This window comes from Sphingobium xenophagum NBRC 107872, assembly GCF_000367345.1.
Lineage (GTDB): Bacteria > Pseudomonadota > Alphaproteobacteria > Sphingomonadales > Sphingomonadaceae > Sphingobium > Sphingobium xenophagum.
Window position 1 is genome coordinate 1 of sequence record NZ_BARE01000055.1, and the last position, 24,323, is coordinate 24,323.

The following is a 24,323-nucleotide window of genomic DNA, read 5'->3' on the forward strand; positions in this document are numbered from 1 at the left end:
AACGTCGGTGAAAGTTCAAGAGGCCCGCCAAGGAAGCAAATCGGAGCGCATCAGCCTAGCCGAGTGCTTGGAAAGGTGGGTGCCGTTTCTAAACGACGGCGGCGTGCTGATCGATCAGGCTTATCAGCCGCAGTCGTCCGAGGGCATGGTCCGCTGCTACGTGTGCGGGCACCGAGTGGTTGGCTTTGGGCACAACCTGATCACTGCGCTGATGACGCCAACGGCCATTGATACAACGTCGTCAACCCCACAGCCGATGGGCCGCGCCATGTTCGGACCGGAGGTGACGCGCTTCGCAGCCTTACGGAAAGCGATGGAGGATCGCTGGATTCCAGAGATGCAAAGGTTGCTGTCGATCGCCGACCACGATCTTCCGCTTCTTTGGGACGCCGACTTCCTATTTCGCCCTGGTGAAGCCATCAGCGATGGCTCCTATGCGCTTTGCGAGATCAATGCTAGTTCGGTTGCACCATTTCCGCCAAGCGCCGTCCAGCCAGTCGCCGCAGCGGCAATCGGTCGCGCTCTTGCCATTCGTTTGACGAAGGAGACCTCCAATCCTCATTGATATGATTCAAGCAATTCAAGAGACGTGACATTGGTCGTATCAATCAGACAAGCCTAAGGGTGAGCGAGGCTGGGTGAAACCGGCTCAGGTGGCAGCGCGGAGATACTGGTAGAGGGTTTCGCGACTGATCCCCAGGTCACGGGCGATGACGGCCTTGCGCTCGCCGTCATCAACACGGCGGTGCAGCTCGGCGACCATTTCGTCGGAGAGGGAACGTTTCCGCCCGCGATAAGCACCGCGTTGTCTGGCGACCGCAATGCCTTCGCGCTGCCGCTCCCGGATCAGGGCGCGCTCGAATTCGGCGAACGCACCCATGACCGAGAGCATCAGGTTGGCCATCGGGGAATCCTCGCCCGAGAAGGCCAGGCTTTCCTTCACGAACTCGATCCGGACGCCTCTTTTGGTGAGGGACTGAACCAGTTTGCGCAGATCGTCGAGATTACGCGCCAATCGATCCATGCTGTGGACCACGACGGTGTCACCCTCGCGGGCGAAGGCGAGCATGGCATCGAGTTCGGGGCGGTTGATGTCCTTGCCCGATGCCTTGTCGGTGAAAATCCGGTCGAGCGACTGCCCGTCCAACTGGCGATCGACATTCTGATCGAATGTGCTCACCCGGACGTAACCGATCCTCTGGCCTTTCATCGCCGCCTCCGGTCAAAATGTCAGGTTGAATTCTATGACACGGCGGAACATGCGTCAATAAATGCTTGCCATAACCCTATCCTGACAGAAACCGCCGCTGCATCCTGACGTCCGGTTAGGCTATACTCCAGATTGACGCTAGCCTGTCGCTCTCGACTCGGGATGGAGGCAGGATGGCGCGGCGGCGATTATTGACCGGAGAAGAAAGGCGTCGCCTGTTCGATATCCCCCATGACGAAACCGCGATCGTCGGCCACTATACCCTTGCCGCCGAGGATCTCGAACTGGTCGGTCGCCGCTATCGCCCTGCCAACCGCCTCGGTCTGGCAACGCAGATCGCGCTTATGCGGCATCCCGGCTTCGGTTTGCAGCCCGACGTCGACGTCCCCGATGCGGTCCTTCACTATCTCGCCGCCCAGCTCTTCGTCGATGTTGATGCGTTCGCCGACTATGGCCAGCGCGCGCAAACACGTAACGATCATGCCGACATTGCGGCACGGCATCTGGGGCTACACCCTTTTCGGCGAGGGGATATACCGCTCGCGCTCGATCTCGCCGCAAGAGCTGCGGAGCGGACCGATCGGGGCGAACCTATTGTCCGCGCATTGATGGAGGGGCTGAAGCAGGAACGCTTCATTCTTCCATCGGCAGACACGCTCGAACGTGCGGGCCTCGCCGGCAGGGCACGCGCCCGCAAAGCCGCGGCGGCGCTCATTGTCGAAAGCCTGGGTCATGCCGAACTGGCGCGGATCGATGATCTGATCGTCAACAACAGCGACTTCGGCATGACGCCGCTGGCCTGGCTGCGCAATTTCGAGGAAGCGCCCACCACGGCGAACATCAACGGGCTGCTGGAACGGCTACGCTATGTGCGCGGAATCGGCATCGACCCGGCGATCGGCGCGAAAATCCCCGACTTCCGGTTCGCGCAGTTCATGCGCGAAGGTGGCGTTGCGCCGGCGTTCCTGCTCTCCGATTATAGCCTTAACAGGCGCCGCGCGACGCTGATCGCGGCGGTCATCGACCTCGATGCCAGGCTCGCCGATGGTGCGATCCAGATGTTCGACAGGCTTGTCGGAAGCCTGTTCACACGGGCGCGGCGCGGGCGGGAAAGGCGCTATCAGGACAGCATCCGCTCGGTCGGCGAACTTATGCGGCTGTTCGGCGCGACGATCGCCGCGCTGGGAGAGGCGGTCGAACATGGCGGTAATCCGCTCGAACTGATCGACGAAGCGGTAGGCTGGCACAGACTGGTCGCAGCCAAATCGCAGGTCGATGCGCTGGCCGAGCTGGCGGGCGAAGATGCGCTTGTCGCGGCGACTGGTCGCTATGCGACGCTGCGGCGGTTCAGCCCGGCTTTCCTCGATACATTCACGTTCAAGGCATCGGGGAGCGGATCGCAACTGGTCAAGGCCATCGAGGTCATCCGCGATACCAATGCCCGCAAGGCCCGCAGCCTGCCCGAGGGCGTTCCGCTCCCATTCGCCAACCGGCAGTGGAAGCGCCTCATCACCGAAGGTGGCCAGGTCGATCGCCGGCGATACGAGACGGCCATCATGGCCACGCTGCGCGATCGGTTGCGCGCCGGCGACATATGGGTCGAAGGAACCCGCAATTATCGCCGCTTCGACACCTATTTGCTGAGTCGACGCGATGCCGATAAGGTGGCCGACAGCCTGCCATTCCAGACCGATGCGGCCGCCTATCTGGAGGAGCGGGCAAGGACGCTCGACTGGCGGCTGCGCCGTTTCGCCAAGCAACTCAAGGCGAACAGGCTCGCGGGCGTGGCGCTCGAACGCGACCGGCTCAAGCTGCAACCCATGCCGGCGATCACTCCACCCGAGGCGGAGGCTCTCGATCGCAGGCTCGACGCCTTGCTTCCGCGCGTGCGGATCACCGAACTCCTGGTCGAGGTGGCCGAGCGCACCGGGTTCCTGAGCGCATTTCGCGATCTTCGGTCCGGCAAGGAGCATGACAACCCGCACGCGATCCTCGCCGCCATTCTCGCTGATGGATCGAATCTGGGTCTAGAGCGCATGGCCAACGCCAGCGACGGGGTGAGCTACGCCCAGCTTGCCTGGACCCACAACTGGTATTTGTCGCCCGAAAACTATCAGGCCGCGTTGGGGATGATCGTTGCCGCGCACCATGATCTTCCTTTCACGCGCCATTGGGGAGCCGGCACTAGTTCATCCTCCGATGGGCAGTTCTTCCGCTCGGGCCGCAACCGATCGGCGGCGGCCGACATCAATGCGAAATATGGCAGCGAGCCGGGCCTGAAGATCTACTCCCACCTGTCCGATCATTTTGCCTCGTTCGGATCGCGGATCATGTCGGCCACCGCCGGCGAGGCCCCCTACGTGCTGGATGGCCTGATGCTCGGCGCCGGCGCGCTACCGCTGCATGAGCATTACACTGATACCGGCGGCGCGACGGACCATGTCTTTGCCCTTTGCCATCTTCTCGGCTTCCGGTTCGTGCCCCGTCTGCGCGACATCGCCGACCGGAAACTCGGCTCGATCGCCGCGCCTTCGACCTACAAAGGCATCGAAAGCCTCATGGGCCGCACGATCAAGACGGCGGCGATCGAAGCCGATTGGGATGACATCGTCAGGATCGTCGCCTCCATTAAGGAAGGAGCCGTTGCGCCCTCCGCGATCCTGCGCAAGCTGGCCGCCTACAAGCGCCAGAACAGGCTGGATTTTGCGCTGGCCGAACTCGGCCGCATCGAGCGGACGCTATTTGCGCTCGACTGGCTTGAACAGCCCGACTTGCGTCGCGCCTGCCAGGCCGGCCTCAATAAAGGCGAAGCACGTCATACCCTTGCCGCCGCGATCTACACCAACCGACAGGGGCGGTTCACCGATCGCTCGATCGAGAATCAGGAATATCGGGCATCGGGCCTCAATCTGCTGATCGCGGCGATTTCTTACTGGAACACCGTCTATATGGACAGGGCCGCCCAGCATCTCCAATCATCCGGCGGCACCTTCGATGATGCGCTGCTTGCCCATCTCTCGCCGATGGGCTGGGTGCATATCAGTTTGACCGGCGACTATCTGTGGCAAAGGGCAAACCGGCTCTCCCCTGGCGAGTTCCGCACCCTCAACGATCCCATGGCCCGCCTCAAACTCGTGGCATAGCCAGTGTTCTCATTATGTCCGCCAAATCGTTGTCTGGCGCACAAACCTTGAGGTGACGCCTATTGCGTCTTGGACAACAGCTGTCACGCTTTCATCGTTACCCCCACCTACCCCTTCATCAGTAAAGGGCGCGCAGCCTTATTGGGGGAAGTATTCCATGATCCGTACGACCTTGCTTGTGACCGCCACCTTCGCCGCCACACCTGTTCTTGCTCAGACGGCACCAGAAACATCGCAAGAAACGATCGTCGTCACCGGAACGCGCAGCGCTGGGCGGACTGCGCTCGAATCCTCGGCGCCGGTCGACTGTCGGCTGCCATAATTAACGTCAGTGGCGTGACCGTATTGAGGCTCCGCGTGCCAAAATAGATGGCAGTGAAGGCAATCACTGTTGTACCCCCCTCACTCGTCCCAGCATTCGAGCCGTTGCATTGGATGATGGTGCAAGCTTTCGTCCGTAACGCAGGGCCGTCGCGGTCGATGTCCACCGCAGGGCTTGGGCGATAGGCCCGGCATCCTCCCCGGTGGCGAACAGATCCTGCGTCAGCCCGACCCTCAGCGAGTGCGTACTCAACGCCGCAATTGCAGCATCGAGTTCCTCGCCCATCAGCCCGACCACTCCTTCCTCGGCTGCTCGCCGTGCGGTGCGCTTGATGATCATGCGCACTGCAGCAGGGGTCAGGGCATCATCTCCGATCATATAGGTGACGGCCGCAGAGCGCGCTGGCTGCGCGGCCATCCGCTCGCGGTCGATCGGCGCGTTCCAGGCGAGCTCATCCAACTGGATCGCCCTGCGCTGACCACGCGCCTTGGTACGGATCGTCGCGATCCGGCGGAACAGCGGACCGGACGTGATGGAAGCCTCTGCCTGCCACAGGGAAATTCGCCGCATGGTATCGGGCGAGAGCCAGGCCTCCGCCCCCCTGCCCTCCTGATCCGTTTTCGAGCGGGGAACTTCGAGCACACCGGCGCCATCATCCAGCGGCGTGATATGGCCGCAGTCGATACTGACCAGCTCGGATACCCGCAGCCCCGCATCGTAACCAAGCGAAAGCAGCGCCGCGTCGCGCAGACCAGAGACTTTACCCCAGCAGACTTCGAGCAGTGCACTCAGCGTGAACCCCTTGGCCGCCTCGATGCCGATCCCCTCGCCGAATCGCAGTGGCCCAGCCTGGCGCTGGCGCACGCCCATGCGCCGCCGCATCCCCCGCAACGCATCGCGAACCACCACGCCAGCAGTCGGGCTTGGCACGCCGATCAGCCCATGGGCCACCGCAAGAGACGCGAGCCGGCGACTAACCGTAGCGGGCCTCAGCTTGCGGGCTTCACAATCCTCGAGATAGGCAACCACGCGCGCCTCGTTGGCGGGTAGGCCCGGCCCGCGTTTACGCGCGCAGAATTCGGCGTAGCAGGCCAGGTCGTTGGCGAGCGCCTTGACGCTCGCGGGAGCCCGCGCCTCGAGACTCTTCCGATATGCCAGCTCATCGACTGTCCTGCCCTCAAAGACCAGTTCCACCATCAGCGCAGTAAGCTGGGCGACACGATCGAGCGCACGCCCTCCCTTCCTTTGTGGCAGCAGTGCATCGCCCGGCGGCAACACGGTGACGATCTCACCTGACACAGGTTCAGCGAGCATACGTGCGGGGAGATTTCGGGTCATTTGGGGATGGTAGCGCGGCCTAGCCGTGATGTCACTATCGATAGTATACCATTATCGATAGTATATAAAGACTTGCCTCCTAGCAGTTGCATACTTATCTCTCATTGAATATACTTGCTCTGAAAAATCTCGTTTTTCTGGGACCATATGCGCTCTTCGCCGCCATTTCTCCCTGCTGAAGCCGTCAGCACGGCCGAGGCTGAAGCCGCGCTCATGCTCGGCCGCCTCGATGGGGCGCTGCGCTACCTCCCGCCTGCCGCGAGCCGGATTCTCGCCGCGCGGCTGCTGCGCGATACGCTGACAGGCGCGCTGCGCCAGGAAGGCCATGCCTTCAGTGCCCAGCGTTTCGCGGCCTGGTTCGCCGGGCTTACCCCGCTGACCGATCCTGCCGATCGCCCGGCCACCCCACTGAGGCCACCGCGTCCGCTGGTCTCGGTCATTCTAACCGCCCTTGTTCACAGCAGCTGGCCACCACTTGCCACGCTGGCAGCGCGCATGCAGCCGGCCAATCTCGCCTTTGACGATGCCTGTCGGACGCCAAAGAAGAGCGCAGTAGAGAGCAATCCTTCGCAGCCGACGTGCCAAAATAGACTGCGGTGAAGATGCGCCCCGGAAACGTGCCGCTGCTTACCCCTGCTCGCTGAACCGCTTGGCCAATCGCGCGGAGGCACCGCTCTTCATGGCCAGTTTCGCCCCGTAGCGCATGACCGTGCGGGCGTCGCGCCAGCGGTAGGCCTGCATGATCGCGGGTAGCCCTTCTCCTGCCGCAAAGTTATCCTGCGCCACCCCGACCCGAATCGAGTGCGAGGACACCGCTTTCAGCCAACGATCAAGCTCAGCCTCACTCATCTCGCCAAGCAGGCGCTTTTCCCAAGCGCGGCGAACGAGACGCTTGTAGATCAGGCCAATGCTATTGGGGTGCAGCCGCGCCGCGCCGATCCTGTCGATCGAGCCATCGAAGTGCGTCACCACCCGGCGCAGCAGTGGGCCCTTGTCGATGCCGCCCACCTCGCGCCAGCGGGCGATGGCCACCATGGTCGCGGGTGCAAGATAGGCCTCACCGCCCTCCCCTGCCTGGTCGGTCTTGCTCGAGGGGATGTTCAGAATCCCCGCACCTTCGGCATCGGGCCCCTCGACATGCGCCACGTCGATCGCCACCAGCTCTGATCGGCGTGCGCCGGTATCGTAGGCAATGCGCAGCAGCGCTGCGTCACGCAGGCCCAGTGCGTCACGCCGACAGGCCTTGATGAGGTGGGCAAGGCAGACACCGCACGCAGGGCTGTCGAGATCGGCGATGTCGCCCTTGAACCGGATGGCCCGCGCCTGACGCTGGCGCACGCCCAGGTGCTTGCGCGCCGCCTTGCGCTCGAACTTCACCAAGGGATCGGCAGTCGGGTCGGGAAGACCCGCCATCCGGTAAGCCCATCCGACATGAACGAGGTAGCGCTCGATCGTCGCCGCTGCGCGCGGCGTCATGTCAGGGGTGTCGATCCCGGCGAGCGCGCGGATCCAGGCCGCCACATCCGCCGGCGAGGCTTCACACGCGGACACGCCGTGCTTGCGGCACCACCCATCCCACAAGGTCAGGTCAGAGCGAAACGCCCGCCTTGTGTTGCGCGACCAACCCCGCATGGCGGCGTCGAGCAGCGCGGCGTCGATGGCCTCACCACCGCCGACCAGCGCACGCACGTCAGCGATGAGATCGACAGGCTCGCAGCTCAACGGAACAATTGAGGTGGAAGGACGCTTTTTCGCCATGGGCGTGAGGATAGCCGGGCGTTTCTATAATGTATAGAGGCGTGATAACGATCCATTATCAACACTAGGTATGACAGCCTATGGACTGAAAGACCACATTCAGTCTACAATCAGGCTATAATGCGCACGCCCCTGCCCTTCTCTGCCCTCGCCTGGACGCCCGATCTCGCAGGTGCCCTCGCTGAAGCGAGCGCGGCTATCGCCCGCCTCGATGCCCGGATTTGCGCCAGTTCCTTTGGCAGCGCATGGCGCCTTCGCGCAAGCTGGACCGGATATGCAACCGCGCTCCGGCTCTGCCAAGTACCGCTCGAGGAAATCGATATTATTGCCCACAATTGCGGCCTGCGGCTCGCCGGGCGCGAGCCGCCCCAAACCATGGGTGAACCCTTCGAAGCGTACCAGCCCTGGCTTGTCCGTCTCACTGAGGCCGAAGGGCCGCACTGGCGCGAGGACTTGCCGTTTACCTTTGATCCGCCTGAAAGCTGGGGCGAAGCCCCTGCTCTCGTGCGCGCACTCACTCTACTCGATGCCTGGGCGCGAGTCGACCGCTCGGCCGCTCCCTGGCTCGCGTTCCCGGTGATCCTGCGCCGCATCGGGATTACCAAGGCCCCCCTGCCCTGCCTCGTCGCAGGTGACGCCGGCCAACGTTTCGCGCTCGATCCCCGGCCCGCGCTGCTGAAGCGCCTGCTCAAGCAGCTCAGCCGCCTGGCGTCCGACGGCCTCACCCGGCTCGAACGGCTCGAACAAGTATCCCGGCATGGCGCCGCCGCCATTTGCGGCGAACGCCGCCCTGGCATGCTTGCCGAGCTCGGGCGCATCGCGCTCGCCCGACCGTATCTCGCGCCGCGTAGTCTTGCACCAGAACTGGGCCTCAGCATCTCGGGCGCTGGAAAACTGCTGACCCGCGCCGCTCGCCTTGGCCTACTTGTCGAAACTTCGGGGCGCAGCACTTGGCGCAGCTACGTCACGCCCGATGTCGCTTTGGCGCTGGGGTTGGTCCCACCCGAGCGCGGTCGTCCTCGCCTGCCGCCGCCACCCTCCCCCACCCTCGATTCGGTGCTGGCCGCATTTGATGCCGAAATGGAGGCGCTCGACAGACGCTTTGGGGGCCTTGGATCAACCAAGCCCCCTGTTATGGTCATAAATGACTGATATTTTTTGTTAAAACCGAAACGCCCAGAAACAGGCTCCAGAGCGTGAAAACAGACTCGAAATAGGCCGAAGGTGCCAAACCCCCGACAGCACGCTCTACGGGCTTCTCAGGGTGCATTTCGTAGATATAGGCCCCTACATCGCCACGGCTGAAGCATCCTGTGAGCCAAATGTGCGGAAATGGCCGAAACGGGCCCGCGCCAAGGTTTCCCCGTCGCGTCGCTCGCGCAGATGGGCATAGGCCAACAGCACATCGAGCAATTCGGCCTCGAAGGCCCGGTGCGGTGCCCTCCCCTGCCCGACCCGCCAACACGCCGTCAGGCGCTTCGTCGGCTTGGGTGCCTTCAGCGACTCCAAATTCCGCCCCGGACGCTCGGCCAAGCCAAGCGCGAGCAGCCGCTCAAATCCCCACACACCCCGGCCGGCGTGACTATGCGCCAGGGCCAGCATGGCGATGCGGTCGCGAGCAAAGTGAAAGGCGTTTGCCCGGAAGCGATCAAGATAGTCTTGCTTGCGGCCCTTCAGCCGCCGCCGACTGTGCCGGATCAGCATGTCGAGGCAAACTTCGTTTCGTTCGATCATCGCCCCCCTATAGTCGAGCCCCCACCGCAAACTCTCCGCACCTACGAGCGCTCCGCTCAGCCAGGTCAGGAGATACTGATCGTCAGGCGCACCATCAGGCACCGGCAACTTGCTGAGCGGCAGGTCGTGCAGTCGGCAACGCCAGCTCATCCGCAAGATCCATTCCTTGCGGATGATCCTTGGGCGTCCGTCGCGAATTGCTTCCTGCCAGCAGCGGGCACAGCCATACTGGCGCAAGCGGCGCGGAAGCAGCACTGCTCCGTCGATATCGAGAAAGGTACTTTCGATCTGTTCCGGCTCAACCTGCACCGCCCAGGCAAGCTGGCCGACCATTTGATCCACGGCGAATTGATGTTCAAGCGCGACACCGCTTGTGCCCCGGGCAAGGTCCAGGCTGGCAAGGCTCGCATCGATGCCGAGATGCTGAAACAATACGCCCCGCGTGGTGTCATGCGCAAGCGCCATCCGCTCTATCCACGAATCGAAGCATTCATCAGCCTGCGGGCGCACGCGAAGTGCCAGCGGTTCCGATTCCTGCTTATGCTCCCTTCCCGTCACCGGTCGATGTAGGATGGAAAGAACTTGGCCGCCTCGTAAATATCGGAAAATTCAACCCGTTGCCTGCCGTACGTATCTTTGGCAACTCGGTAGCTCCGGTGCAGTAGTCGCTTGAAATTGCCGGTCACCCCGTGGCTGTTGCGCCAGATGAACTCGGCGATTTCCGGTTCTGCGAAGCGGTCCGGATCAATCAAGCCCATGCGGTGGGCCAGAGCCCGTATCAGTTGTTGCGAAGGCTCGCCCGGAAGCCAGGGAGGCATGCGCAAGATAATCGAGCGATAAGCCAGCTCCACGTCGTCGCTGAAGATATCGGCAGCGACGTCGAGGCCCGCGACTACCATGTGAACGTTACCCTCGCTCATGAGGAAGCGGAAGGAATCCAGCGCATCGCGCCTCGCCCGGCCGCTGGCTGTGAGGATCGCATGGACGTTATCGATCGCAACCAACTTGGTTCCCTGCTTGCCGAGCAATTCGGCCACCTTGAGGTCGGCTATCTGATGCGTCCGTCTGGTCAGCGGCCACCCCTGCTTCCACAACAGCGTCAGATTGATCCTGAGCGAGGTCGGGTGGGTCGGCACCACCGCGTGCAACATCGGCAGGTAGCGCGCTTCGCCCAAGTTCGCCGGCTCCGGATACGCCGTGCGTATCCGCCGACCGACCTCCTTCAGAATCGACGTCTTGCCCATACCGGATTGCCCCACCAGGACCACGCAAGTCGGCCGATCGTCAGGGGGCTCGTCGACGAGCCCCATCAGCGTATTCACATGGGCCCGCGCTTGGTCGAAATCGATCCAGAACGCCTTGTGCAGCGAACCCGATGACTGCGAAAATGCTATTGGTTGATCGGTTTGAGCCACTTCACCTCCCCCAATTCCTCGACAGGCAGCCACTTCGCTCGTTCTTCCTGAAGCCCTTCAGGCGGCGGTCCGGCACTGTGTGAAATGCCCTCGCGTTCGAGCCGTTTGCGCAAGCACCGCTGTTCCCGGGTGCGGATCGTTGCACCTTGCACTTCCTGCCGGTTGGCATGCACGAGCCGGGCGATCTCCGTTTGCCCGCCACTCTGTTGAAAGGCGCGGCCACGGTTTCGCAAGGCGGCAGCGGCAGCGTCCCACTCGACTTTCGTCACGTGGGGAAACGAGCCCACGACGCGCGCGGCGACGAGCTTCTCGTCGATCTGCGGATACACCTCCTGGATCGTCCGCTCATCGACATGAATCATGATTTTGAGACCAATTCGGGTCGCGAAGCTCTCGTGCCAGTAACGACGGTGGCCGATCTGGACGCCTCCGGCCGTCACGGTGCGTTCGACCCACGGCAGAAACCGGCGGGTCAATTGCTCGACATCGAGTCCGGTGGGAACCAGCGAGCCATGCGCCGCGAGCCCATCGGCCCACATCTGAGCCGGCGCAATCTTTCCCAATCCCTCGTGCGGCGTCATGTGATAGCGGCAAATCTCCCTGATAAACCAGCGCTCAAACTCCTCCAGCGTCATGGCCGACGTCTCCGAAGGATCGTACCCGTCACGCTTGGTCACATCGCCGCCCGTGGCACCGGGGAGCAGCAACATCTTTTCCGACATAGTGCCAATCAATCGCTCGATATGCCCGCCCAGGTGCGAGGCCCCACGCGGCCGGACATCCGGATCGATCCCATATGTGTGGCAGGCGCTTCTGAACGCTTCAGCGCGATGCGCCGATGCAAAATCGGCGTGCAACCGCTTGAAAAAGCCATGCATGGGATAATCCTCCGTCATCTGGAGGCCCGTGAGCAAGGGCTTCTTGGGCAACAGCGCATTTGCGACTGCCCGCCCGCACCGGAAGATCGATGGATCCCCAAAGCTCACATAGAACCCGAGGATGCAGCGGCTCCAGACATCGATCAGCAAAGTCACCCAGGGCCTCCCCAAGGCATTGCGGTGCAAGCTGTCCACCAGCATGACATTGGCGGGCGAATGGTCCATCTGAACCACATCCAGCAGCCCTTCGCTGAGGTATTCTCCCGGGTGCGGCTCATGTGCGGTTCGCCGCTTTGACCCCATGGTCGAACGCGCCAATTGCGGCGAACTGATTTCGCCAATCATCCGCTCGATAGTGCGCACGCTGGGAACATCGGCCATGTCGAACCTGTGATCGCCCGTGTCCGCGATCAGCAGTCCGCGAATCTGGTTCGCCGCTTCCCTGATCGCGGGTGGCGGCCTTTTCAGGAAAATCTCTACAATCTCCCTGTCGATCACCTCGATCACAGCCGCCGATGCGTGCTTCTTGCCAGGCTTGGGGCCCTTGGGCAGCGAAGCAAGGCTCTCGGCGATGGGTTTGCTTCGAAATCGGCGCGCAAGTTCCCGTATCCGACGCGTGCCGAGTCCAGTTTTCTCCGAGATCGCTGCTACCGCTGCGGCAGTCAGCGGGCCTTCAAGCGGCACGAACCTGCGAAACACGGAATAGAGCTCGGCACCGACCTTCAAAGCCGCTTCGGAGGGCTTGGCTATCCTTGGCGGTTTTCGTTCGAGCAAAGGACGACTCCAGCTTCGCTATCGACAACCGCAGTGTTGGCTGTTTTGGCACCCAAGGAAAGATGACTTTCGTCGGCGCCGAGGAAAAATTCATCGAGAAGACGACATTATGGCGTTTTATCAATGCGCTTGAGTGAGTGTCGCGTGCTTTGTCACGCCACAGCCTTTGAAAACCTTGGTCCCGAGCACAATCCGGGGCTTGGCGCGACGGAACTGACCCGCTCGTGGTACGCGGCCGAACGGCAGGACTTCCTGTCATGGATCAGTCGGCGCGGCCCCCCTCCCCTCGCCCGGGCGGCGCAGCTTACGCTCGCGGCCAAGGACGCGCGCGAGAGCTTCTCAGGCACATTTGAAGCCGCTGACCGGGCGCTGGAACGGCTCGATGACCTGCTGCCAGCGCGCGAGCCCCAGGCAGTCCTGACCGAATGGCTCCGCCAGCTCCGTGCCGACGAAGTCGATTTCCTCGAGGGCGGCAGCGAGGAGGTGCTGATCGAGGGCCGCGTGTTCCATCGGTTTGCCGCGCGCGGGAGCGCCTGGGCCGCCTCGCTGGCCGTAGCGATGCGCCCGCAGCTGTTCGCCCTGGGCGCGGCACCGCTGGCGCTTGCCGGGCTCGCCCCGCGCAGCGTGTTCCGCGCTCAACCCGAAAGCCCCCTCCCCGCCCTGCTGGCGAGCGCGATCGGCGCTGCGGCCGGTGACGTGGCAACGGACCTCGCCGCCGTTGCGGCCATGGTTGCGCGCGGCGAGGAACGCCTCGCTGACCTTTACGCCTCGTCGCAGGCGCCGGCGATGTGGCAACTGATTGGCGCACTGGGGCCCCTCACCCGCGCCGAACTGGCCCGTGCGCTCGGCGTGACCCGACGCACTGCCTCACAAGCCGCCCAGGCGCTCGAGAAGGCCGATCTGGCCGCCTTGCGCCCCGGAGACCATGCGCTGGTCCCCAATCGCCCCTAGATTGCCTCCTGAGGGCCTCCCACGGCTAGAATGAGACTTCGCGGTACGGAACGCCGATCCGCTTGGGCGCAGAAGCCCGGCGGCGTAGCAACTGGCGGGCAAAGCGCGACGCTTCGTCCTCGCTTGCAAACGACACCGCCCTCCCCTGCCCGCGCGTTCCGATCCGCCCCCACGCGAACTCGACAATCGACGCGCCGAACAGGTCACGGTTCAACGCTACAGAGTAGCGACGCGCGACATTGCGTTCGGGACAGATTGCCTCGAGCCAGATGAAGGTTCCGTGGGTCAGGTTGTCCATGCGCGCATGAATGCCGCAGTTGGAATCGCGCAATCCAACGGGAAATTTGAATCAGTCGAGTCAGACTGATTCACGCAGGCGATTTGTCACACGACTTACGGACGCGACAGCGCCCCCAAAAAGTCAGGACGTCAGGATAGCCTCAATGGCCTTCAAGACTTCGACTGCCGAAGCACCGCTTCGGGCGGGCACCTTGAAGGTATATCCGCTTCTCGAAGAATGGGCATAGCGCAAGATCACTTTGCCAGCGGCGCCCTTCACTTCGACCTCGCCGCCAGCGGGCTTTGCTGGAGCGACAGTTGCCCGAATAAGGCGCTTTGCCACTTCCGGAGCGGGCATGGCCGCCCCCAGGTCGTCGCGTTCAGCAGCAATTGCCCTGCTTTCTGCGACCATCAAATCCAGGGTGCGCTTCTCTGATGTGAGTGGCTTGATGTCTCTTGCAATGCGTACCGTGATGCCATGCGTGTCCGGAAAGGCATTCACGATCTCGGCCGGCAACCGCGCAACATCGAGCAGTCGGCTCAGCCATGAGCGCGAAATCTTCAGATGCTCTGCCATCTCACTCTGGTTGGAATCGTAGAACTCTTCCAGCGCCTGTGAATACTCCTTCGCCCGTTCCCAGTCCGAGATATCTTTGCGCGACCGGTTCTCGATGTCCGAGACTCTGAACGCCTCCTCGTCTGAAACGTTTTGGATCGTGACGAGGTATTCATACTCCGGGTGATGATGCTCACGGAGCCACTGAACGGTCCACCACCGTCTTACGCCGGCGATAATTTCGAAGTCGTAGTCTGGGTCATCCTTGAGGCGGCGCACGATCGCGGGAATGCGCTGCTTCTTAGCGGAAAGGAATGCGTCGATGAGATCGCGGCAACTCTCTTCGTTCAAGTGGTCCAGGTCGCGGTTATGCAGACGCCAGGGACGACAGCGAGCTGGGTCGACCCACTCGGTCCGATCCGTAACGACTTTGCCGGCGGCTATTCTCGCAAGGCTCTGGCTACGACTCGCCATAATGCTTTCCGAAGGTGCAGGGCTGCCGACGTCGATCTCGTCGTCGAGCCCCTCTGTCAAACTGCTGCCGAAGCCCCGGTTACCCTTTGCCATCGCCTACTCCAAACCTTTCAAATCACACTTGGCGGCCGCTTGTTGCCACGTGGCAACAAACCCGGCCCGCGCCTCGTTTTCACCCGGAATCTTGGCACGTTGCCACGTGGCAACATCCCTCACTCAGCCAACAAAATCTCGCCCTATCGCACCAATCGAATTTCTCAAAAAATGGTCTATATCGTTGTATTATCGTTATATTACCCCATTGTTGCCACGTGGCAACGGCCTTAGACCGCCTCCCCTTCCCTGCTCGCCCAGGACCGAATGACATCCGCCTCGATTTCTCTGCAAACTTCGCTCAAATGCTTCATGCACCGGTTGTGAACCTCGTGGGACGTCACCGGTCGATCAAGTTCAAAGACCGTCTTCATGCGCGAGCTGGCATTGTCGATTTCTGCGCTGGTCTTGAGGACAGACGTCGCCATCGAGCCACCGAAGACCTGCCGCATCATCGAGAGAATCTCGCGGTGCATTGACTTGCTTTCATCCACCCTGCTGCCAACGAGGCGGATAAAGTTGTAGGCTGGCTTTACGCGCTTCGCGAGCTGCTCGAGCTGCTTCATCGTTGTGCGCGCCATGTCGATAAACGAAACGGTCGATGCGAAGTCAATGACGCTCGGCGGTACAGGAATTACCATCGCATTGGCCGCCTGCAGTACCGCCATGGAGACCATGCCTAGTGCCGGAGGCGGATCCATGATCACGATGTCGTAGTCATCGACCACGGTGTCGATGGCTTCGGCAATCAGATCGATGATATCGAAGTTCTGATTTTGCGCGAGATACCCGGCGATCTCATATTCGAGATTGTAAAGCTTGAGATTGGCAGGGATCAGATCAAGCCCATAGAAGTGCGTTTTGCGAATGATGGAGCGAACGCCGAGAAGTTCCGGATTATGGAAATGGCCATAGAGGGTGTCATCTTCGGTCAGATCCACGTCCGGCCGATATCCGAACATCATGGTCGAACTTGCTTGACTATCGCAGTCAATGAACAGGACCCGATAGCCGTGAATAGAAAAATGTTGGGCGAGGTGCAGCGCCAGCGTCGACTTGCCGACACCCCCCTTGAAGTTCGAGACTGAGATGACTGCCGGCGTATCCGTCGGCGCTCGCCACGGGCGAGTGCCGAATACGGCGCGCATATGATCCAGCTCTTCCAACGAGTATTGGACTCTGTGACCGGACGCGGTCCGATCGCGCTGGGGAAGGCGGCCATCGCGCTCCGCTTCGCGAATAGCCGAGGCTGTTCGTCCCACGAGAGCCGCAGCCTTGGAAATCGAGTACGACGGACCAACCTTCTGCCCTGTCTCCGGATCGAGCGCACCATCACGAATACGTTTCAGGATGGTGAGGGCCTTGCGGTGCAGATTGCCAAGGCCGTCTTCCAGGAGTTCATCGGGTTGTGCGTCGAGCGTTGCGTCGGTAGCCATGATCACCGCTTTGTGAGATTGAGGGCGCCAATTAGCACTCTTGGCAGTTTTGAGCAAACTTTGGCCACCAACCTTACAAATTGACCGATGATCTCCGAGCCCTTTTGCGAATCAGGAGTCGCCGGATGCAGCACTTAGTGGCTCAAACCGATGATGTCGGGGCCAGGGAGGGGCCCCAGCAAGCGTCATGCCGATAATCAGTTGCGCGTCCCGACAGCCGAATTGGTCGGACTGTGGATAACCACCGATGATCTCGGTGCAAGCCGATGAATTCAGTGCGTTTCCCCGATGATCTCGGTTCACTTTGGACCGATGATCTCGGAGCCCATACCTACTAAAGGAATCTCCTAGAAAAACCGATTCGCGAATCGCTTTTTTCAAAATTCAGATTGGATTTGGTTTCGCCTCACCAAACCGCTCTGAGATCATCGGCCAACTTGGAGGTTTTAGGCGCGGAAACCCGTCGAAACTGCCAATGGCCTTGCTTTCGAAGCTCAAACCTGTTGTTTAACGACCAACCCGGGGCTCCAATGAGTCGGGAAGGGACGGTTCAATGAGCGGAGACACACTGCGTCCGATCGGACATCAATACGCCCTAGCGATGCTAGGCGGCGGTGAAGAACGAGTCCGCTCCCTTGCGCAGTCAGCAGGCACCCAGCTCACGATGGATGCCTTCCTTCGTGTCCAGGACGAAGAACCCGTTCCGGCATTTTTGCATTCAGCATTGTGCGCCATGTCGCTTCCGACCAAACGTCCGAAGGACGATACTCTCCCAATTCTTCGCGAAGACGGAAAATACGCGCTGGCCATCAATCCACGACCGGTTCTCCAGACGGTGGACGGTAAGCCCGTGTTGCGAAGCGTTGGTGTGCCATATGGAGCTTATCCACGGGTTGCGCTGATCTATCTGCTATCTCAGGCCGTGACCAAGCGATCGCGAGACGTTTACTTAGGGCGTAATTTCACGGAATGGATGCGCCGTCTTGGCTACCAGACCGTCTCATATGGGCCACGGGGAACTGCCAATCTGATGCGCGAGCAAGTCGACCGACTGCTTGCATGTGAATGGCAAATTCGTTGGGAAGGCAACGACGCCGGCGACAACGCATTCGCCGTACGAGACGTAAAGATTTCAAATGAATACGCCGGGTCGCTCGAAAAAAATGGCGCATTTGCTCGCGAAATCCGGATGTCCGAGGGGTTCTACAGTCACCTTATCGACCACGCCGTTCCATTGAACGAGATTGCAATCCGTGAGCTCAAGGGCACGCCGACAGCGCTCGATCTCTATACCTACCTCGCGTATCGCCTCCCGCGCATCAGCAGCGATCGAGGCCAAGTAATCTCTTGGGACCAGTTGGCCAAGCACTTGGGGAACGACGCCGACAGTAAACGCTTCCGCCAGACCGTGCGTGAAACAATGCAATTGGTCTCCGCTGTCTACCCGAACGCTGACGTCGATTTCAGCGGTAGGAAAGTAGTGCTCCGGCCTTCGCCAGCACCTCTAGAGCGGAAGCTCGTTGGTCCGCACTTGCGATTGCTGGGCGCACCTACCCCGGAAACCGCTCCGAGATCATCGGTCAGCAAAACTCCTCGGTCGACTGTTCGGGACATCAAGGTCTCCGAACCGGTATACCCATTCCCGGGGGGCAGCCTGACCTATGGCGAAAGGGAAACTAAGTTCCGAGCAATCGGCATTGAGAAGGGTAAACCCTGGTGCGTCGACACCATGGCGAACGCATTCCGCACAGGCTTTCCCGGTATCAAACAAGAGCGCACCGATGCGGAATGGCTGAGAGTCTGGGAGGCCTTTGTCGTCCGTTATGCCGAGCGACGCGCAAATTCGGATGCCAGCTGACCGATGATTTCCGAGCACTTCGGTTAGGCTGAAGCGCAGGACGAAGGGGAGGGGAGTGGGGTCGAACTGGGCAGTCATGCCCATCGTCAACAATACTCCAAGTCCTGACCTACGCAGCCTTATTCGACGCATCGGAGGCAGTTGGTCTGGCAATACCGCGATGTGTCGGTGCCCATGCCATGCCGACCGAACCCCGTCGCTTTCCATCCGCCAGGGTGATCGAGCAATCCTCGTCACCTGCCACGCTGGTTGCGACAGCCGAGACGTACTCACAGCTCTTCGACGTTTCGCCGAACTGCCGATCGTCGATGCCTCTGGTGTGATCCCCAGCTTCCAGCGCAGCACTGGAATTCATCTTGGCATCTGGCAGTCCGCGCGTTCAATCGAAGGAACGCTAGCCGAGCGATATGTGCGTGGGGTGCGCCAGATCTGGGCACCGCTCGAAGACCTGCGCTTTCACCCCCGGTGTCCACGAGGGCAGGGGAAGCTGGCCAGCTTTGAGCCGGCACTCCTCGTCGCGATGCGCAAGGCAGGCGGGATCGCCGCGATCCAACGGATTTTCCTCGATCCGTCGACATCGGCCTACACCGAGAAGCGCGTCCTCGGCCAGGCCATCGGCGCTGCGTGGACCAACGGCCCGCCAGGCAAGACCATCGGCATGTGCGAGGGCTTCGAGACAGCGGCTGCCTATACGTCGCTCACCGGCATCCAGACCTGGGCGACCATGGGTGCCAAACGCTTCCACCAGGTCGACATCCCGGCGTCAGTCGAAACCGTGATCCTGCTGGCCGACAACGACGCCGAAGGCAGGCGCGCGCGCGATCGCGCAGCCGAATCCTACCGACGCCCCGGACTTGCAATCGAGACCGAATGGCCACCGGGGCGCATGAACGACTGGGCGCAGCTTCTGAAGCGGTGAGGGGAGGGGGACTGGAGCGGGCGTGCCGCTGATCGGCGCAAGCTCAGGAGATCCCCGCATGACCACCACGCTTCCGCGCGCCAGCGCCATTCTCGGCGCTGCGCGCACACTTGCCGCCAAGCTGCTCCTCGCTGTTCCGATCGACCGCGCTGGTTTGAGCGAAGCCATGTCCGAGAGTGCAGGCGGCAATGACGCCGCAGGTGCCTGGCAGCAGCGCGACAGCTTCGAAGCGCTGGAAGTCGCGCTCTCCCTGGCCATTCCCGAGCTGGTAGGCCGCATGGACGTCGGCGCGGCGATCAGCACGCTGGAAGCGCTGGTGCGCGAACTGCCAACCCACACCGTGCGGAGCGAGGAACAGATCCAATTCCAGCAGTTCTCGACGCCGCCAGCGCTCGCCCATCTTGCAGTTCATCTGGCGCGGCTCTCCAGCGATGACATTTTGCTCGAACCGAGCGCAGGCACCGGGATCATCGCTTCGCTTGCCAAGGGCGCGGTCAGGGACATGATACTCAACGAACTCGAGCCAACCCGCGCCGACCTGCTCGAGGCCGTGTTTCCGGGCACGAAGGTCTACCGCCACGACGGTGCGAAACTCAGCGCGCTGCTCTCCGGAACTGAACGGCCAAGCGTCGTTCTTATGAACCCGCCGTTCTCGGTTTCGCAATCGCGCGGGGAAGATCAGAACACCGCCGCCAGGCACCTGAGAGCCGCGCTCGACCATATGCTGCCAGGTGGCCGGATCGTTGCAATCATGCCTGACTGGTTCTCACCCTCGGCCAGGTACGAAGAAACCTTCCGGCGCACCCTCGAAGGCGCGCGGGTCGTCCTCTCGCTCCGTCTGGACAAAGGCGGCTATGCCAAGCACGGCACCGGGATCGCCGTTCGCGTGCTGGTGATCGACAAGGTGCCAGGCGAGATCGGCGTATCGACGATCAATCGCGGTTCGGTCGGCGAACTCTTCGCGGCACTGCCAACCGTGCCACTCCGGGCGACGTTGCGCGACCCGACGCAGGCGGCAGCGCCCCGACCAAAGCTCAGCCTGTTCCGCTCGGTGAAGACCGGTCCAGCACGGCCCGTGATCGTGCGAGCTCCCCAGACCAACGACGTCCGCCCCGTCGCCTACGAAGTGCTTGCTGAACCTGCTGCGATGGGCGAGCAGCGCGGGGTCTATGCCGATTACCGGCCTTCACGCGTGGTGATCGCGGAAGCTGGCGAACACCCGACCCACCTCGTCGAATCCGCCGCCATGGCCTCGATCGCCGCGCCGAAGCCAAGCTACGTGCCCTCTCTGCCCGAACGCACCGTGACGGCAAGGCTGCTTTCGGCCGCCCAGCTCGAAACCGTGATTTATGCGGGCGAGGCATGGAGCCGCGACTTGCATGGCCGCTTCAGCCACCCTGCCGGCGAAGTTGCGCTAAAGGAGGACCCCGAGGGTCAGCTCTACCGCACTGGGTTCTTCCTCGGCGATGGCACCGGGGCCGGGAAGGGGAGGCAGGCAGCGGCCTGCATTCTCGACCAGTGGCTCAAGGGCAATCGCCGCCACATTTGGATATCCAAGAATGCTCCTTTGCTTGAGGATGCGCAGCGCGACTGGACCGCAATTGGCGGACTGCCGTCGGATATCCTTGAACTCTCGCGCTGGAAAATCGGCGAGGAAATCACCGCGCCCGAGGGCATCCTGTTCGTACCTTACGGCACGCTCAGAAGCTCGCGTGTCGAGGACACCCGGCTCGACCAGATTGTCCGCTGGGCTGGCGAAGACTTCGAAGGCGTCATCGTCTTCGACGAAGCCCACGAAATGGGCGGCGTGGCGGGCGGGGAAGGGGCCTTGGGGCAGAAGCAGGGTTCGCTGCAGGGCATCGCCGGGGTCCTGCTCCAGAATACGCTGCCGCGCGCCCGGGTGCTCTACGCTTCGGCCACAGGCGCATCGGACGTCAACAACCTCGCCTATGCGGTCCGGCTCGGTCTCTGGGGCACCGGCACGGCGTTTGCGAACCGCGAGCAGTTCATCAGCGAAATCCGCGATGGCGGCATCGCAGCGATGGAACTGGTTGCCCGTGACCTCAAGGCGTCAGGACTGTACCTCGCCCGGGCGCTGAGCTTTGCCGGGATTGAGTACGATATCCTCCGCCATGACCTGACCCCCGAGCAGATTACAATCTACGACACCTATTGCGAGGCCTGGACGATCATCCATCAGAACCTCGAGGCCGCGCTCGAACTCACCGGCATCGTCGACGGCCTCGAGAACAAGACCCTCAACAGCGGTGCCAAGGCGGCTGCCCGCAGCCGGTTTGAGGGGACCAAGCAGCGCTTCTTCGGACAGGTGCTGCTCTCGCTGAAGCTGCCCTCGATCTATCCTGCGATCGACGAGCACCTGGGCGAGGGGGACAGCGTGGTGGTCCAACTGGTGAGCACGGCGGAATCCATCCTCAACCGGCGGCTCGATGAACTGGAACCGGCTGAGCGTGAGGCGCTCGACATAGCCTATGACTGCAAAGAATATGTCGTCGATTACCTCACCCGGGCCTTCCCGACCCGGCAGATGGAGGAATACAAGGACGAACTCGGCGACGTGCGCTCGCGTCCGATGTGGGACGAGGCGGGCAATCCGGTCCACAACCCGCAGGCCGAGGCTGCTCGTGCCGACCTGATCGAGCATATCTGCGCCATGCCGCCGATCCCGACCGCGCTCGACGCGCTGCTCGAGCACTACGGCGTGACGGCCGTCGCCGAAGTCACCGGGCGCAGCAAGCGTCTGGTCCGTGATGGCTCAGGTCAGCAGCGCCTCGAAAGCCGTTCGCCCCGGACCAACCTTGCGGAGACAACTGCGTTTATGACCGGTTCCAAGCGCATCCTCGTGTTCTCGGATGCGGGCGGCACGGGCCGCAGCTATCACGCCAGTCTCGATGCCAAGAACCAGCAGCGCCGGGTCCATTTCCTGCTCGAGCCCGGATGGCGCGCGGACCGTGCGATCCAGGGACTGGGCCGCACCCACCGCACCCACCAGGCCTGCCCGCCGCTGTTTCGTCCGGTTACCACCGACTGCAAGGGCGAAGCGCGGTTCACCAGCACCATCGCCCGGCGCCTCGATGCATTGGGCGCGCTGACCCGCGGCCAGCGCCAGACCGGCGGGCAGGGGATGTTCGATGCGTCCGACAACCTCGAGAGCATCTACGCCAAGCACGCGCTCCACGACTGGTACGGCCTGCTGGCGATGGCCAAGCTCAAAAGCACGACATTGTCCGAATTCCAGCGGATGAGCGGGCTCGAGCTCACCGATCAGGACGGGGTCCTGCGCGAGGACCTGCCGCCGATCCAGCGCTGGCTCAACCGCATCCTCGCCATGAAGATCGCCGTCCAAAATGCGATCTTCGACGAGTTCCTGACCCTCGTCGAAACCCGCGTCTCCGCAGCCAAGGAAGCCGGGACCTTCGATATCGGGGTCGAGACCGTGGCGGTCGAGGCCTGCGAGGTGCTGTCCGACACGGTGATCCGGACCGATCCTGTGACGGGCGCGACCTCGCACCTGCTTGAGCTGTCGCTGACCCAGCGGCGCAAGGTCCTCTCGCTCGAGCGCGTGCTCAAAATGGCATCTTACGAGGAACAGCCGCTGTTCCTGCGCAATGACAAGTCGGGCAAGGTCGCGCTCGGCATCGCGGCTCCCTCGCACATGGACGAGGAGGGCCACATGATCCGCCGCTACGAACTCGTGCGGCCGCTGCGCAGCGAATACCTGCGCGCTGACCGTCTCGACGAGTCAGCTTGGGAACCCGTGCCCAAGGCCAGTTTCAGTGCCCTGTGGGAGGAGGAATACGCGGCGGACGAAAGCCAGTTGGTCACGGAGACCGTCTACCTTGCGACGGGGCTGCTGCTGCCAATCTGGGGCGCGCTTCCAAAGGAAGACCTCACGGTCAATCGCATCGTCGACAAGTCTGGCTCCTCCTGGCTCGGCCGTCATGTCCATGATCTCTATGTCGATGCCACACTCGAGAAGCTCGGCGTTGCCCGCAAGGTTCCGACCGATCCGGCCAAGATCGCGGCCGCAGTCATGGGCGGCGGCACATGGAAGGCGCCGCACCCACTCAATTTGACGGTCCGCACGTCGCGGGTGAATGGTTCCCGAAGGATCGAGATTGTCGATGCCGAAGCCGCGCGCATTCCCGAGCTCAAGGCCAAGGGCTGCTTCACCGAGATCATCGCCTACAAGACGCGCGTGTTCGTGCCGCTGGACGGTGCCGAGGCGATCATCGCCAGCATCGCCGGGCAGGCCTGACCCCCGCGCTCATTTAACATTACTGCTGTTAGATGGGCGCGGCGATGTTAGGCGGGCTCAATCCGTGTCGATCAGCGGATGGTTGGTTCTACCTCGGTCACGCCAGTGCTGCGAAAAATTGCCCCATTAGGTCCGCTACCTGCCGTTGACGGAGGATGCGCAGATCCCGGATCTCCTCGTTGTCGTCGACATCTGCGTCGTTGTCTTCGAAACGCGCCACAGCGACCGCCCCATCCCGACGGTATGACTGATCGGGATCCTCGTGGACGAAACGAGTCTTCAGCTTTGCGAGCGCCTCCTGCACGGCCTCCGCGTGCGATCCCGCCAATGCATCCTTGAAGGCCGAGATCACCGAGACCAGTCCGCCGGGATAGTGTTCGAGGCAATAGACGAGATCGTGTGCGTCCTTGCGCGCGTTGCGGTGATCGAAGGCGAAGGCTTTGAGGCAGGTGAAGCTGACGATGTTTGCGTACCGAACCACTTCGGTGGCCAGCCCTCCGCCGTTCAGGAGTTCCGCGGTTAGCTCGGTCGTGTCGTGCAGGTCGAACACCATCGACGCGTGCGGGATATTGAGCGCGGAGACGTTACCTTCGGTTGGGAGCACCTTGACCTTTCCTCCCCCGAGTTCGGGATGCTCGGCGAGGAATTCGAGGACCATTGTAGCGCCCGTCTCAAGACGCGCTTCCCAACGCCAGGAAACCTTCACACCACTCTCATTGGTCCCGCGCTCGAAGCCCATCGCATGGAGGTTCTCTTCCAGCGTGCTGTAGGCTTCAGTGTCAGTGAGGATTGCCACATCGACGACGACATCCACGTCGCCAGTTCCGGCGTGTTGGGGTACTTCCGGCGGTCGTGCGGCAACAAGGTAGCGCGGCGTTAGGCCGCCCACGAGAAATACGGTGTCCTGGC

General features: G+C 62.1%; 19 protein-coding genes. 9 read left to right on the forward strand and 10 right to left on the reverse strand.

The window, feature by feature from the left end:
- A partial coding sequence (locus SX1_RS23010) for a Cj0069 family protein (RefSeq protein WP_019054300.1) occupies window positions 1–565 on the forward strand: 565 nt, incomplete at its 5' end.
- Between the two features lie 84 nt (window positions 566–649).
- Here SX1_RS23010 and SX1_RS18925 read toward each other — a convergent pair.
- On the reverse strand, window positions 650–1,210 hold the full coding sequence (locus SX1_RS18925) for a recombinase family protein (protein ID WP_017184234.1): 561 nt from the start codon (window positions 1,208–1,210) through the stop codon (window positions 650–652).
- A gap of 173 nt (window positions 1,211–1,383) precedes the next feature.
- Between SX1_RS18925 and SX1_RS18930 the strand changes: the two genes are divergently transcribed.
- Together SX1_RS18930 and SX1_RS24325 are read left to right on the forward strand one after the other, a co-directional pair.
- The gene (locus SX1_RS18930; protein WP_008603805.1) at window positions 1,384–4,353 is read left to right on the forward strand and encodes a Tn3 family transposase; all 2,970 of its coding nucleotides are present in this window, start codon (window positions 1,384–1,386) and stop codon (window positions 4,351–4,353) included.
- Window positions 4,354–4,510: 157 nt separating this feature from the next.
- Window positions 4,511–4,675 (forward strand): hypothetical protein, encoded by a 165-nt coding sequence (locus SX1_RS24325; RefSeq protein ID WP_157410296.1) that lies wholly within the window; start codon window positions 4,511–4,513, stop codon window positions 4,673–4,675.
- Window positions 4,676–4,738: 63 nt separating this feature from the next.
- On the opposite strand, the gene SX1_RS18940 is transcribed toward SX1_RS24325, so the two are convergent.
- Window positions 4,739–6,013 carry a site-specific integrase gene (locus tag SX1_RS18940; protein WP_043146074.1) on the reverse strand — a complete coding sequence of 425 codons (1,275 nt, stop codon included), beginning with the start codon at window positions 6,011–6,013 and terminating at the stop codon, window positions 4,739–4,741.
- A 147-nt stretch (window positions 6,014–6,160) separates the two neighbouring features.
- Here SX1_RS18940 and SX1_RS18945 point away from each other — a divergent pair, with 147 nt between their 5' ends.
- Window positions 6,161–6,613 (forward strand): hypothetical protein, encoded by a 453-nt coding sequence (locus SX1_RS18945; RefSeq protein WP_019054302.1) that lies wholly within the window; start codon window positions 6,161–6,163, stop codon window positions 6,611–6,613.
- Between the two features lie 27 nt (window positions 6,614–6,640).
- On the opposite strand, the gene SX1_RS18950 is transcribed toward SX1_RS18945, so the two are convergent.
- The gene (locus SX1_RS18950) at window positions 6,641–7,771 is read right to left on the reverse strand and encodes a site-specific integrase (protein WP_043146076.1); all 1,131 of its coding nucleotides are present in this window, start codon (window positions 7,769–7,771) and stop codon (window positions 6,641–6,643) included.
- A gap of 120 nt (window positions 7,772–7,891) precedes the next feature.
- Here SX1_RS18950 and SX1_RS23020 point away from each other — a divergent pair, with 120 nt between their 5' ends.
- Window positions 7,892–8,923, forward strand: coding sequence for a hypothetical protein (locus SX1_RS23020; RefSeq protein ID WP_019054304.1), 1,032 nt, complete (start codon window positions 7,892–7,894; stop codon window positions 8,921–8,923).
- Window positions 8,924–9,058: 135 nt separating this feature from the next.
- Here the strand turns inward: SX1_RS23020 and SX1_RS18960 are convergent, their stop codons facing one another.
- The 3 genes from SX1_RS18960 to SX1_RS18970 are packed head-to-tail and all read right to left on the reverse strand — an operon-like array spanning window position 9,059 to window position 12,572.
- A complete protein-coding gene (locus tag SX1_RS18960; protein WP_019054305.1) occupies window positions 9,059–10,063 on the reverse strand; it encodes a TniQ family protein in 1,005 nt (334 codons plus the stop codon).
- Window positions 10,060–10,920 carry a TniB family NTP-binding protein gene (locus SX1_RS18965; RefSeq protein ID WP_019054306.1) on the reverse strand — a complete coding sequence of 287 codons (861 nt, stop codon included), beginning with the start codon at window positions 10,918–10,920 and terminating at the stop codon, window positions 10,060–10,062. Before SX1_RS18965 ends, SX1_RS18960 begins: the two co-directional genes overlap by 4 nt.
- Entirely contained in the window at window positions 10,896–12,572 is a 1,677-nt protein-coding gene (locus tag SX1_RS18970; RefSeq protein WP_157410297.1) for a TnsB C-terminal domain-containing protein, read from the reverse strand. The genes SX1_RS18965 and SX1_RS18970 overlap by 25 nt, the downstream gene beginning before the upstream one ends.
- Before the next feature lie 144 nt (window positions 12,573–12,716).
- Here SX1_RS18970 and SX1_RS18980 point away from each other — a divergent pair, with 144 nt between their 5' ends.
- Window positions 12,717–13,523, forward strand: a complete 807-nt coding sequence (locus SX1_RS18980; RefSeq protein WP_019054309.1) for a MarR family transcriptional regulator — start codon at window positions 12,717–12,719, stop codon at window positions 13,521–13,523.
- 25 nt (window positions 13,524–13,548) lie between these two features.
- On the opposite strand, the gene SX1_RS18985 is transcribed toward SX1_RS18980, so the two are convergent.
- The 3 genes from SX1_RS18985 to SX1_RS18995 all read right to left on the reverse strand — a co-directional run bounded on the left by SX1_RS18985 (window position 13,549) and on the right by SX1_RS18995 (window position 16,361).
- Window positions 13,549–13,821 (reverse strand): WGR domain-containing protein, encoded by a 273-nt coding sequence (locus SX1_RS18985; protein WP_019054310.1) that lies wholly within the window; start codon window positions 13,819–13,821, stop codon window positions 13,549–13,551.
- 123 nt (window positions 13,822–13,944) lie between these two features.
- The gene (locus SX1_RS18990; protein WP_019054311.1) at window positions 13,945–14,925 is read right to left on the reverse strand and encodes a ParB/RepB/Spo0J family partition protein; all 981 of its coding nucleotides are present in this window, start codon (window positions 14,923–14,925) and stop codon (window positions 13,945–13,947) included.
- 230 nt (window positions 14,926–15,155) lie between these two features.
- On the reverse strand, window positions 15,156–16,361 hold the full coding sequence (locus SX1_RS18995) for an AAA family ATPase (RefSeq protein ID WP_026149943.1): 1,206 nt from the start codon (window positions 16,359–16,361) through the stop codon (window positions 15,156–15,158).
- 553 nt (window positions 16,362–16,914) lie between these two features.
- On the opposite strand from SX1_RS18995, the gene SX1_RS19000 reads away from it, so the two are divergent.
- The 3 genes from SX1_RS19000 to SX1_RS19010 all read left to right on the forward strand — a co-directional run bounded on the left by SX1_RS19000 (window position 16,915) and on the right by SX1_RS19010 (window position 23,414).
- Window positions 16,915–18,219, forward strand: coding sequence for a replication protein RepA (locus SX1_RS19000; protein WP_026149944.1), 1,305 nt, complete (start codon window positions 16,915–16,917; stop codon window positions 18,217–18,219).
- A 76-nt stretch (window positions 18,220–18,295) separates the two neighbouring features.
- Window positions 18,296–19,138: a DUF7146 domain-containing protein gene (locus tag SX1_RS24910; protein WP_026149945.1), complete on the forward strand. Its 843-nt coding sequence runs from the start codon at window positions 18,296–18,298 to the stop codon at window positions 19,136–19,138.
- A 58-nt stretch (window positions 19,139–19,196) separates the two neighbouring features.
- A complete protein-coding gene (locus SX1_RS19010) occupies window positions 19,197–23,414 on the forward strand; it encodes a strawberry notch family protein (protein ID WP_019054316.1) in 4,218 nt (1,405 codons plus the stop codon).
- A 97-nt stretch (window positions 23,415–23,511) separates the two neighbouring features.
- On the opposite strand, the gene SX1_RS19015 is transcribed toward SX1_RS19010, so the two are convergent.
- Window positions 23,512–24,323: hypothetical protein (locus tag SX1_RS19015; protein WP_019054317.1), on the reverse strand; the 812-nt coding region annotated here is incomplete at its 5' end.